General features: G+C 43.0%; 9 protein-coding genes and 3 tRNA genes. 8 read left to right on the forward strand and 4 right to left on the reverse strand.

The annotated features are described in order from the left end of the window. Positions 1-9 precede the first annotated feature (9 nt). The 3 genes from ACO1B7_RS02285 to ACO1B7_RS02295 form a co-directional block, all read right to left on the reverse strand. A tRNA-Ser gene (locus tag ACO1B7_RS02285) sits at positions 10-99 on the reverse strand. A gap of 87 nt (positions 100-186) precedes the next feature. After that, entirely contained in the window at positions 187-2,223 is a 2,037-nt protein-coding gene (locus tag ACO1B7_RS02290) for an FAD-dependent oxidoreductase (protein WP_423089771.1), read from the reverse strand. A gap of 140 nt (positions 2,224-2,363) precedes the next feature. Next, positions 2,364-2,717, reverse strand: coding sequence for a hypothetical protein (locus ACO1B7_RS02295; protein WP_005266982.1), 354 nt, complete (start codon positions 2,715-2,717; stop codon positions 2,364-2,366). A gap of 248 nt (positions 2,718-2,965) precedes the next feature. Here ACO1B7_RS02295 and argG point away from each other — a divergent pair, with 248 nt between their 5' ends. Then, positions 2,966-4,306, forward strand: coding sequence for an argininosuccinate synthase (gene argG, locus ACO1B7_RS02300; protein WP_004279561.1), 1,341 nt, complete (start codon positions 2,966-2,968; stop codon positions 4,304-4,306). An 84-nt stretch (positions 4,307-4,390) separates the two neighbouring features. On the opposite strand, the gene ACO1B7_RS02305 is transcribed toward argG, so the two are convergent. Beyond that, the gene (locus ACO1B7_RS02305; protein ID WP_423089772.1) at positions 4,391-5,662 is read right to left on the reverse strand and encodes a GGDEF domain-containing protein; all 1,272 of its coding nucleotides are present in this window, start codon (positions 5,660-5,662) and stop codon (positions 4,391-4,393) included. A 152-nt stretch (positions 5,663-5,814) separates the two neighbouring features. Between ACO1B7_RS02305 and pyrC the strand changes: the two genes are divergently transcribed. The 7 genes from pyrC (at position 5,815) to ACO1B7_RS02340 (ending at position 12,267) form a co-directional block, all read left to right on the forward strand. After that, positions 5,815-6,849 carry a dihydroorotase gene (gene pyrC, locus ACO1B7_RS02310; RefSeq protein ID WP_004279558.1) on the forward strand — a complete coding sequence of 345 codons (1,035 nt, stop codon included), beginning with the start codon at positions 5,815-5,817 and terminating at the stop codon, positions 6,847-6,849. Then, positions 6,834-7,493 carry a ribonuclease T gene (rnt, locus tag ACO1B7_RS02315; protein ID WP_034438210.1) on the forward strand — a complete coding sequence of 220 codons (660 nt, stop codon included), beginning with the start codon at positions 6,834-6,836 and terminating at the stop codon, positions 7,491-7,493. Before pyrC ends, rnt begins: the two co-directional genes overlap by 16 nt. A 20-nt stretch (positions 7,494-7,513) precedes the next feature. Further along, a tRNA-Glu gene (locus tag ACO1B7_RS02320) sits at positions 7,514-7,589 on the forward strand. Positions 7,590-7,751: 162 nt separating this feature from the next. Beyond that, positions 7,752-10,247, forward strand: coding sequence for a TonB-dependent receptor plug domain-containing protein (locus ACO1B7_RS02325; protein ID WP_005266987.1), 2,496 nt, complete (start codon positions 7,752-7,754; stop codon positions 10,245-10,247). Positions 10,248-10,328: 81 nt separating this feature from the next. Next, entirely contained in the window at positions 10,329-10,487 is a 159-nt protein-coding gene (locus ACO1B7_RS02330) for a hypothetical protein (protein ID WP_423089773.1), read from the forward strand. A gap of 177 nt (positions 10,488-10,664) precedes the next feature. Next, positions 10,665-10,740 (forward strand) — tRNA-Glu (locus ACO1B7_RS02335). 114 nt (positions 10,741-10,854) lie between these two features. Further along, complete coding sequence (locus ACO1B7_RS02340) at positions 10,855-12,267, forward strand: amino acid permease (protein WP_004279544.1); 1,413 nt, start codon at positions 10,855-10,857, stop codon at positions 12,265-12,267. Positions 12,268-12,272 lie beyond the last annotated feature (5 nt).

A 12,272-nucleotide genomic window follows, 5' to 3' on the forward strand; every position in this document is an offset into this window, starting at 1 on the left:
TTTAAAATTTGGCGGAAGCGGTGAGATTCGAACTCACGGAGGACTCACACCCTCGTCGGTTTTCAAGACCGGTGCATTAAACCGCTCTGCCACGCTTCCATGGGCGCAATAATACGGAGCTTTTGTCCGGCTGACAAGTGAAAATTACAGTGAATGCAATCAACTGCATATAGTTTCATCAAATCCTTACAGTTTTGCTGCTAATTCCGCTCCCTCACGAATGGCGCGCTTGGCATCGAGTTCAGCAGCCAGTTTTGCACCGCCAATAATATGATACTGCGCCAAGGTATTTTCCCCAGCACTCGGCATCAGGTCTTTTACCGATTCCTGACCTGCACATACCACAATGCTATCCACACGCAATAATTGAGCATGGCCATCTACCTCAATCCATAAGCCTTCATCCGTGACAGATTTATATTGCACACCGCGCAACATCCGCACGGCATGTTTTTTTAATTGGGCACGATGTACCCAGCCTGAAGTCTTGCCTAGTCCTGCGCCAAGCGGTGTCTTTTTACGTTGTAATAGATAAATTTCCCGTACTGGAGGTTCTACTTCAGCACGCTGTAACCCGCCTTCAGTCACATAATCTGGATGAGAATCTACACCCCATTCACGCTTCCACTCATCCACAGGTTGCGGCTGTATTTGATGCGGTGGCTTTAATAAAAACTCGGACACATCAAAACCGATCCCGCCTGCGCCAATAACCGCAACACGATCACCGACAGGTGCGCCACGTAGCACTTCTGCATAAGATAATACTTGTGGTGCCTGACTGCCTTCGATATTCAAGGCACGCGGCACAACCCCTGTAGCCACAATCACCTCATCAAAACCCTCACGCTCCAACTGCTCGCGGTTGACTCGGGTATTGAGACGCAGATCAACTCCGGTTTTTTCTAGCTGCACTTTAAAATAACGAATCGTTTCGTGAAATTCTTCTTTCCCCGGAATCACTTTAGCCAGATTGAACTGCCCGCCTACTTCATGACTGGCCTCAAACAAAGTGACATCATGCCCGCGACTGGCTGCGACAGTAGCCGCTGACAGACCTGCAACACCACCACCAATCACTGCAATACTTTTCGGTTTTTTGGTTTTGACATAGACCAGTTCGGTCTCATAAGCGGCACGCGGATTGACCAGACAGGTTGCGCGCTGGTTTTTAAAGGTATGATCCAAGCAAGCCTGATTACAGGCGATACAGGTATTGATTTCATCAACACGATTGGTTGCGGTTTTGTTGACCCAGAAAGCATCGGCCAAAAGTGGACGTGCCATCTGTACCATATCTGCCTGACCAGAGGCCAGAATCGCCTCGGCAGTGTCTGGCATATTGATCCGGTTAGAGGCAATCACCGGCACCGAAACATGTTTCTTAACTTCAGAAGTGTAATCGACAAAAGCAGCTCGAGGCACGGAAGTCACAATAGTTGGAATACGTGCTTCATGCCAGCCAATCCCGGTATTGAGCAAAGTAATTCCTGCCTTTTCCAAAGCTTTAGCTACGGTAATCACTTCCTGCATGGTATTGCCATCATGTACCAAATCGAGAAGTGACAAACGGAAACAGATAATAAATTTCTCACCAATTTCAGCGCGAATCGCTTTAACAATTTCTACGGCAAAACGCATCCGGTTTTCGATCGGGCCACCCCAACGGTCGGCACGTTGATTAACATGACGGCTTAAAAACTGATTCAGCAAATAGCCTTCCGAACCCATGATTTCCACGCCATCATAGCCGGCTTTTTTGGCAATGCTGGCAGTTTTCACATAATCCTGAATGGTATTCAGAATCTGTTTATCTGACATTTCACGCGGCTTAAAAGGAGAAATCGGCGATTTGATCGGGCTGGCTGAAACCACGAAAGGCTGATAGCCATAGCGTCCGGCATGCAGAATTTGCAAAAGAATTTTGGCGCCATGCTTATGCACTGCATGCGTTACCAGACGATGCGGTGCAATGTCCCTCAAGGTATTCATGGTACCACCCGCCGGCAACAACCAGCCTTGACGGTTTGGCGATATTCCCCCTGTAATCAGCAGACCTACGCCACCCTTTGCTCGTTCACCAAAATACGCAGCCAGTTTAGGATAGTTATAGAAGCGGTCTTCCAGACCAGTATGCATCGACCCCATCACCACCCGGTTTTTAATGGTGGTAAAACCCAAATGCAGTGGCTTTAAAATGTTGGCATAGCGCGTCGTGGTCATAACAAATCCCTGATTATATTTGGCTGAGCAAGTCATTCCCTTACTTTAACTGATTTTCAGAGGCTTTTTATGACCCGGAGTTCAGCATTTTCAGGCACAAACATCAATCTTCAACACCAGCTCGCTCTATACATGACGAATTAGTTCTGCCATTGTCGTGCGCTGGATTTCCATAATGCAATCGCACCCAATACTGTCCCAATCGGAAAACTGAACAGCATGAGGATTGCCATCACTCTGGATAATGTCCGCCCTGATCCATTACCCTGCTTCACCTTAATACTGGCCTGTATATTAAAAAACATCAGCAAGCCTAAAAGTAGCAACACCACACCTAAACTCAGCATGGAAATACTGGATTGCTGATATTCAAGATATAAAAACAGCACTGTACTAAAACCAATCAGGCCGGCATAAATCCCATGCAACAGTGCCAGCGTTTCATTCTTGGTTTTAGGATTTAAATTAGGTAAAGGTGGGATGCGAGTCGCCATGCTTTTATTCCTGTTTTATCTGATTTTTAACTTTATTCGGCTGAATATAACCAATTTTCTTTGTTTTCAGCAGGATTCTGGTGAAAATCGTGCGATTTATGATTATTTAAGCCTATTGAATAGAGATTTTAAAACGAGTTTTTCTTTTCTAAAGCAAACCTAAATAAATTAATGATACAATTGAGGCAATATGTATTTTTTCAGGCCACCAATTCTGGCGTGCCTATTTCATATCATTAGGATGAACAATGTCTGATAATGCAACTATCTTGCAGAATGTCCCAGTAGGTAAAAAAGTTGGTATTGCCTTCTCTGGTGGTCTAGATACTTCTGCTGCTCTTTTGTGGATGAAACAAAAAGGCGCTGAACCTTATGCTTACACAGCTAACTTGGGTCAGCCAGACGAAGACGATTACGATGCGATTCCAAAAAAAGCTGAAGCTTATGGCGCAGTAAAAGCACGTTTAATCGACTGCCGTTTACAGCTTGCATTAGAAGGTATTGCTGCAATTCAATGTGGCGCGTTCCATATTTCTACAGGTGGTATGCCTTATTTCAACACGACACCATTGGGTCGTGCAGTAACTGGCACCATGCTGGTAACTGCCATGAAAGAAGATGACGTTAACATCTGGGGTGACGGTTCGACTTATAAAGGCAACGACATTGAACGTTTCTACCGTTATGGTTTATTGACCAATCCTGCGCTTAAAATCTACAAGCCTTGGTTAGACCAAACTTTCATTGACGAGCTGGGCGGACGTGCAGAAATGTCACAGTTCCTGATCGACAATGGTTTTGACTATAAAATGTCAAAAGAAAAAGCTTATTCAACTGACTCAAACATGCTGGGTGCGACGCACGAAGCTAAAGATCTTGAATACCTGAATGCAGGCATCAAAATCGTTGAGCCAATCATGGGCGTTGCGTTCTGGAAAGATGACGTAGAAGTAAAAGCTGAAGAAGTATCGATTACTTTTGAAGAAGGCTTCCCGGTTGCTATCAACGGTCAACGCATTGAAGATCCAGTTGAATTTATTCTTGAAGCGAACCGCATCGGTGGCCGTCACGGTCTAGGTATGTCGGATCAAATCGAAAACCGGATCATCGAAGCGAAATCTCGCGGTATCTATGAAGCTCCGGGTATGGCGCTGCTTCACATCGCTTATGAGCGTCTGGTAACGGGTATTCATAACGAAGATACGATTGAACAATACCGTATTAACGGTCTACGTTTAGGTCGTTTGCTTTACCAAGGTCGCTGGTTCGATTCTCAAGCGCTTATGCTGCGTGAAACTGCACAGCGTTGGGTTGCTAAAGCAGTTACCGGTACTGTAACGATCGAATTGCGTCGTGGTAATGACTACACCATTATGAATACTGAATCTCCGAACCTCACTTATGAAGCTGAGCGTTTGACTATGGAGAAAGGTGATTCTATGTTCTCGCCGATGGATCGTATTGGTCAGTTGACCATGCGTAACCTGGATATCACGGATACTCGTGCGAAACTGGGCATCTATACAGAGACTGGTTTATTGGCAGTTGGTTCAGCATCTGCAGTGCCACAACTAAAAGACAAAAACTAAGTTTTAGTCCTTTTTAATTTCATAAAAAACCGCTCCTGATGAGCGGTTTTTTATTGAGGGTTCGTTTATTGATTGTAATAATCTCTAACCATTTGCGATATCTGAATTGACTGAACGAATGGACTGATAATAAATCTGGTTGCGTCCAAGCTGTTTGGCACGATATAGCGCCTGATCCGCGATTCCCAATAAGGCGTCTTTATCAATATCATCTTCACCACGATAGACGGTAATGCCTAAACTGATGGTGATATGTTTCGCAACCGAGGATTTTTCATGTGGAATTTCCAGACGATCAATCGCCTTAAAAATATTTGAAGCCACTGCATAAGCACCATGTGCATTCGTTTCTGGCAAGAGCACCACAAACTCTTCCCCGCCATAACGCGCGACAAAGTCCATATGACGGATCGCATTTTTGATGGTTTTGGCAATAGTCGAAATGACATCATCACCTTTCTGATGCCCATAAAAATCGTTGTAATTTTTAAAGAAATCTACATCGATAAACAGAATTGCCAATGCCGTTTCTTCACGATGTGCACGTTCGAAATGGACTTGCAGCGTCTCATCAAAAGTCCGTCGATTGGAAATCTTGGTCAGCTCATCGTACTGACTCAAATGTAATAATTCGTTGGTATGGATACGCTGGATCTGCTCACTGATTCTGGCGCGAATGCTATAGAGAAATATCACACGCTCACGGGCAAAAATCATATGGCTAATCACATAACCCAGCAAGCAACTTCCAATTAAAATCCGGCCAAAAACCATAGGATTAAATTCAACTGACAGACCGAACAATACAATAATGGTGGTTGCGGCGGCGAGCAGTCCGGTGACCAGCATCTGAATCGGCTTAATACCGGTCAGAACATAACCCAGGATATATACGATCGTGACTATGGCCATGGACTGATGCTGCAAGGCATCAGTTTTAATCGACATGGTAATGCATGAAATTGACAACTGTACCCAGAACACCAACAGCATCGAAGCCTGCGGAAAAAAGCGCTTGATCTTGGGTAAACAGGAGAACATATAAAAAATGATTAATGACACGCCGCCGTTGAGCAAGCCCAACATACACAGAACAAAATCATGCACGAAATATTCTTTGCTGATGCTCCAGTAATCTGTAGGAATCATTACCACTAAAAAAAGGAAATAGGCCAATACCCCAGCCCACACATATTTTTCGACATGTTTGCGGGCGCGTTCCAGATTTTTGGTCCAGAATTCTTGTTCCAGATTTTGAGGGAAGACCGGGCCTACACGCTGGCTTTGCCGTGTAATCAGTTGTTCTATATCTTCTTTATCATCTTGCAATTTCGCTAGATTGTACTTGTATTCCATTGCCAAGTATTTATGTAATTTTTTTATTAATTTTAAAATAACATACTTTTTAAAATTAATTTATACATATCCCTTATTTTGTAGCGCTTTCTCGTTACCATTTTTACTATAGATGGATTATCATTTGTTTTATTTGTTCGACTGAATTTGCCTTGAATACGATTACGATTCTCCAGCCAGATGATTGGCACGTTCACCTGCGTGATGGTTTAGCACTTCAACGTACCGTTCCCGATTTAGCCAAGCAGTTTTCTCGCGCCATTTGCATGCCAAATCTGGTGCCACCCGTTAAAACTGTCGAAGAAGCCAATGCCTACCGTGAACGTATCATGGCACATGTGCCTGAAGGGGTAAATTTCGACCCGCGTATGGTGCTGTATTTCACTGACAACACCCCGGCAAGCGAAGTTAAGAAGATCAAAGAATCTGCGCATGTCAATGCCATCAAGCTCTATCCTGCGGGTGCGACCACCAACTCCGATAGTGGTGTGAGCGATATGAGCAAAGTCTACGGCGTAATTGAACAGCTTGAAGAACACCAAGTGCCTTTATTGCTACATGGTGAAGTGACGCATAATCATGTCGATATTTTTGACCGTGAAAAGCGTTTCCTGGATGAAGTGCTGGCTCCCTTACTCAGACAATTTCCCAAGCTGAAACTGGTGCTCGAACACATCACCACCAGCGAAGCAGCAAACTTTGTACTTGAGCAAGACCGTAATGTCGCTGCAACCATTACGCCGCAACATTTATTGTTTAACCGCAATGACATGCTGGTTGGTGGGATCAAGCCGCATTTCTACTGCTTGCCGATTTTAAAGCGTCAAACGCATCAGCAAACTTTGCTGGAAGTCGCAACCAGCGGTAATCCTAAATTTTTCTTGGGAACAGACAGCGCGCCGCATTCAAAAAATGCAAAAGAAAATGCGTGTGGCTGTGCAGGATGTTATAGTGCGCCGACTGCCATTGAGCTGTATGCTCAGGCATTTGATCAGGTGGGTAAAATTGAACGCCTGGAAGGTTTTGCCAGCCATTTTGGTGCAGACTTCTATGGCCTGCCACGTAATACCAATACCATTACCCTGGTTAAAGAAGATCAAGTAATCCCTGAAAGTTTAGACTATCTGGATGGTGAACAGATTATCCCACTGTATGCGGGTAAAACCATTCAATGGAGAAAAGTGTGACAAATGAAACGCTCCCAATCATTGGTCAACGTTTTCGTGGATTCTTACCTGTAGTTGTCGATGTCGAGACTGCAGGTTTTAATGCGCAGACTGATGCATTGCTGGAAATTGCGGCCATTCCGATTGTTTATAATGAGGATGGTCAATTTGTGCCGGGTCAAGCTTACCATGCACATATCAATCCTTTCGAAGGGGCCAACCTCGACCGACGTTCGCTGGAGTTTATTGGGATCGATCCTTCTAATCCAATGCGAATCGCCATGGCCGAAGATGAGAAAACTGCGCTTAAGCGTATTTTTAAATCTGTGAATGAAGTGCGTCGCCAGCAAAATTGTACCCATGCAGTTTTAGTCGGACACAATGCACATTTCGATTTAGGTTTTCTTCAGGCCGCGATTGCCCGTACCGGGACCAAAAACCAGAATCCGTTTCATAGTTTTTCTGTCTTCGATACAGTGACTTTAAGTGCGGTGATGTTTGGTCAGACTGTACTGGCGAAGTCCTGTATCCAAGCTGGAATCGAGTTTGATGGTAAAGAAGCCCATTCTGCATTATATGATACGCAGAAGACCGCTGAACTGTTTTGCTATATTTTAAACAAACTCGCACCTCACCTGCTTGACACTCTGGTGGCGGATCAATAAGATACCGCCATCTTCTAAACGTCCCTATCGTCTAGAGGCCTAGGACATCGCCCTTTCACGGCGGTAACCGGGGTTCGAATCCCCGTAGGGACGCCATCTATTTTTCTCTTCTTTATATTTCTTTGATCAGCATCTTAAGCTGCTCAAGTCTTACACTTTCACCAATTAATCAATGAAAATAATTCTCATTTTCATTGATTACCACACCATAGTTAATGATAATTACTTACATTATCTTTCTCATAATCAAGCTCTCTCATGCGTTTTGCTTATTCCCCACTTTCTATTGCGGTTTTAACTGCATTGAGTTCAACTGTTTTTGCTGAAAAATCCGATCAATCAGAACAAGTCAAATCACAAGCTTCTGTTAAGTTTTCCACCATTGTGATTAAAGCTAAAACAGAAAATGAGGTGGGGAAAACGGTTTACAATAAAGAGGACATACAGCAAATACCAAATGGCTCTAAGACCATCACTGAATTATTAAAAGTTAATCCGAATGTACAATTTGATTCAAACGCACGTAGTGGATTGCAGCAAGGCGAACTCAACGCGACGGATATCAGTATTAATGGCAGCCTACCCTACGATAATAAGTTTTTGATCAATGGCCTCAGCATTAATAACAACATTAATCCAGGTAGTGATGCAAAAAGTAATACCCTGAATGAAATGATGGAAAGCTCACAAGTAGTGACGATTAATACTAATCTGCTGTGTAAAATCACCCTACTTGATAGCAATGTGGGTGCCGAATTTGGTGAGTTCACAGGTGGCGTAGTCAGTGCAGAAACCTGTGCTCCCCAAACCGAAATTGGTAAAATTCATGGCAGCCTGAGCTATGACTATACTTCTGATCATTGGTCAGACATCAATTTCCCTAGTAAAGAAGCAACTGAAGAATTTGAAAATTCAACCAGTGAAAGCAAACAACCTTTCTTTACACGTCAAGGGATCAGTACAACGTCTTATGGCAAACTTGCTGAAAGTTTGGGTTTCAATGCATTTGGTTCATATCGCCGTGCAGATATTCCTTTAAAAACAAGTATTGCTAAACCAGATTCTTATGAACAAAAACGAGGTTCAAACAATGCAGGTATAGAGTTTTTCTATACTCCCAGTGACAATACGGTTTTAAAGATTGGCACACAATTCATGGAATCGAGTGGTGACTATTTTCTTTCATCGACTCATAACTCCCAAAGCTCACATATATCAGACAGCCAAAGTCTCTATATCAACTTAAAAAATAAATTGAATTCAGTTGAACTTGAGCAACAAGTCAATTATCAAATGCAGACTGCAAACCGTAAAAGTGCGACAGATAATATTTCCTGGTTGAAATCATCAACCAAAAACTGGAAGTCCTCGGGTATACAAATTGAAGGCAGCTTCGGAAGCACTCAGCAGCAGGAAGAAAAACTGGAATATAGTCTTAAGGCATTATTTGAACCCATTCAAACCCAGCACACGACCCACACGTTCAAAATGGGCGGAGGATATGGACACTACAATGCTCATTGGGAACGTCCTGTCACAACAAGCATTTATTCTAGTGCGACTGGAAATATTGCCAATCTCAGCTGTTATTCAAATACTGGTAATAAATATGATGCATGTGATGAAGGAAATGGCCAAGACGGACAGTTTCTAAAAAATCGCACCTCTTATTTGGCAGGTAAAACTGAGGTACAGCAAGACCGTTGGCATGCATTTTTACAGGATCAGATTCAATGGGACAGATACTTCACAGCAACACTTGGCTTTCGTGCAGACTATGACAGCTTAACTAAAAATAATAATGTTGCACCACGTAGCTCATTTGTTTTTAAACCTTTTGCTAATGAACAATTATCCTTTACCACTGGCTGGAACCGCTACTATGGTTTAAATGCCTTTTATAATGAATTACAAGATCAAAAAGGTTTATTGATCATTCGCCAAACACGTGACAACCTATCAGCTGACTGGAAAGAAAAAGCATATGCCGGTTCTTTTACTTATCGTTCGCAGCTTGATACCCCTTATGCAGATGAAACCATGTTCGGAATCAATGCTGAATATGCAAATAGCCGTATTGGTCTAAAATGGGTTAATCGTCAAAATAAGGACCAGATCCGCCGCACAGAATCAGTTAAAGATCCAGTCATTTCAACGAATCGCTTTAGCTATACTTATGATAATGAAGGTAAATCTGAATCTAATATTTATACCTTAAGTGTGATTAACATTAGCCCATTGAAGTTATTTGGCACACAGCATTTATTCAGCCTAAATGCAGATTATACTGAAACCCAGCGTAACTTCGACTCATACAGCACAGCGTATTATACCGGCACACCCATCATCTACTACGATGGTAAATTGATCAATGCTGAAGATAAGCCATCTGAAATCTTTAATACTCCCTGGACAACACGTTTAGGTTGGAATATTAAATTTGACCGGATTCCTTTAAGCATTAATAACTTCATCAATTACCAAGGCAAAGTGGATGCCATGAAGAAAATATCAAAAGGTTATTCTGATAAAAATAATGAACAATATGATATGTATATCCCATACACCACCAAAAATACCTTCTACTGGGATGTACGGACGACCTATGATATTTCTTTAAATAAGGGCCTTAAAGCCATTTTAGGTTTGACGATTAACAATGTGACGAATCGTGATAATTTTTATCTGGATTCGGGTATTGTCTATCCACAAATCGGCCGCCAATTTATTGCGGATGTTACTTTTAAATTCTAGAGCCTGAATAGGTACATGCTGCTGCTCTTTTAGATTTGCTTAGGCTATAATCAGACTAATTTTAAGATTTGAAATTTTTCCATGCTCAAGAAATTCCTGCTTGTTTTACTTATTTTGGCACCTTCGGCACTGTATCTCTATATCGTCAACCGTGATGACAATAAAACTACGCAGACTGAGGCAGTGACAACGCCTGCTGAAAATCCCCAGCCTAAACAATATCAAACTCCAGATCACTAAGTTTTAGTGATCTTTTCAAATAATTATTTTTTATAGTCTTGAAATTTGTTCAGAAAATAACATCTTAATAAAATAAAGTTTTTGTTTTGCCTAATGTTTAAACTGTTAAATGAATTTTAGCAAAAACCCTTTTGACAAACCCCGGCTTAATCCTTAATATACGCATCACCTCGCAACGTCCCTATCGTCTAGAGGCCTAGGACATCGCCCTTTCACGGCGGTAACCGGGGTTCGAATCCCCGTAGGGACGCCATATATTGATCTCATACGATCAGACCTTATTCGAAATCACCATTATTCGATTGCAGATTTGTAGTTTTTCACTACAATAGCTCGCTTCATTCCTTTGAAGTATTTCTTATTTCCTATGCACTCATCTCCGAATGATGCTACGCATCAGGGCAATTCTGCGCCTTTAAAACGCGCTATGAGTACTCGACATCTGGTCATGATTTCGCTTGGTGGCGCAATCGGAACAGGCCTATTCTTAGGGTCGGGTGAAGTCATTGCACAAACGGGGCCTGTAGGTGCCATTCTCGCTTATCTCCTGGGCGGTATTATCGCGTACATGGTGATGCTATGTTTGGGCGAACTTGCCGTTCATATGCCAGAATCTGGTTCATTTGGTGCTTATGCCAAACGTTATATTGGACCAGGCACAGGCTATACCATCACCTGGTTATACTGGCTGACGTGGTCGGTCACTCTCGGAACTGAATTTACTGCAGCGGCCTTGCTGATGCAGGAATGGTTCCCGGATATTTCCATGTGGTTATGGACCATTATCTTTGGTGTATTCGTATTTAGTCTCAATATGATTTCGACCCGCTGGTTTGCCGAATCCGAATTCTGGCTGGCACTGGTGAAAGTGGTCACGGTTGTTGCTTTTATTCTTTTAGGTCTATTGGCCATCTTTGGTGTTCTGGGCTATCAGGGCTATGAAGCTGCACCTTTATTTACCAATCTGACGGCACAGGGCTGGTTCCCTGAAGGTCTGTTCCCGATTTTTGCCACAATGCTGATCGTGAACTTCGCCTTCTCTGGTACCGAGCTGATTGGTGTGGCTGCCGGTGAAACTGAAGATCCTGCGAAAAATGTTCCTAAAGCGATTAACACTGCGATTTTCCGCTTATTAATTTTCTTTGTAGGTACGATCATTGTGGTAACAGCCTTACTTCCGCATCAGGAAGCAGGCTTAGCTGCTGAAGGTGTAAGCAGCAGTCCATTCGTAACCGTATTCCAGCATATTGGTATTCCTTATGCTGAAGACATCATCCGTTTTGTGATTATCACTGCGTTGTTGTCTGCTGCTAACTCGGGCCTGTTTGCTGCTTCACGCATGATGTGGTCATTATCATATAGCAAACAGTTACCTGCCGTATTCTCAAGACTGAATGCTCGCGGTGTACCGTATATTGCAGTCATGGTGACCATGCTAGGTGCATTGCCAGGTTTATTGTCTGAACAGTTTGCGCCAGAGACGATCTTTACCAACTTGCTGGGCGTTGCGGCATTTACCATGGTGGTGGTCTGGATGAGTATCTGCTTAAGCCAGTTCAACTTCCGTCGTCAATGGTATAAACAGGGTCATACGGCCAAAGAACTCGGCTTTGCTGCACCATTGTTCCCGATTGTGCCAATCCTGGGCTTTGTGTTCTGTTTTATTACCTGTATCAGTATGGTCTTTGATCCATCAATGCGTATCAGCTTCATAGGCTGTCTGCTATTTATTGCAGCGTGTTATGCAAGTTATTATGCCTTTTATCACAACAAGTCTTAATCATC

The organism is Acinetobacter lwoffii (genome assembly GCF_049367455.1).
GTDB lineage: Bacteria > Pseudomonadota > Gammaproteobacteria > Pseudomonadales > Moraxellaceae > Acinetobacter > Acinetobacter lwoffii_W.

Bases quoted from the DNA above. Each gene is read 5' to 3' on its own strand.
- ACO1B7_RS02295 (WP_005266982.1), bottom strand. From the start codon at position 2,717: ATGGCGACTCGCATCCCACCTTTACCTAATTTAAATCCTAAAACCAAG.
- argG (WP_004279561.1), top strand. From the start codon at position 2,966: ATGTCTGATAATGCAACTATCTTGCAGAATGTCCCAGTAGGTAAAAAA.
- ACO1B7_RS02325 (WP_005266987.1), top strand. From the start codon at position 7,752: ATGCGTTTTGCTTATTCCCCACTTTCTATTGCGGTTTTAACTGCATTG.
- ACO1B7_RS02290 (WP_423089771.1), bottom strand. From the start codon at position 2,223: ATGACCACGACGCGCTATGCCAACATTTTAAAGCCACTGCATTTGGGT.
- ACO1B7_RS02305 (WP_423089772.1), bottom strand. From the start codon at position 5,662: ATGGAATACAAGTACAATCTAGCGAAATTGCAAGATGATAAAGAAGAT.
- ACO1B7_RS02340 (WP_004279544.1), top strand. From the start codon at position 10,855: ATGCACTCATCTCCGAATGATGCTACGCATCAGGGCAATTCTGCGCCT.
- rnt (WP_034438210.1), top strand. From the start codon at position 6,834: ATGGAGAAAAGTGTGACAAATGAAACGCTCCCAATCATTGGTCAACGT.
- ACO1B7_RS02330 (WP_423089773.1), top strand. From the start codon at position 10,329: ATGCTCAAGAAATTCCTGCTTGTTTTACTTATTTTGGCACCTTCGGCA.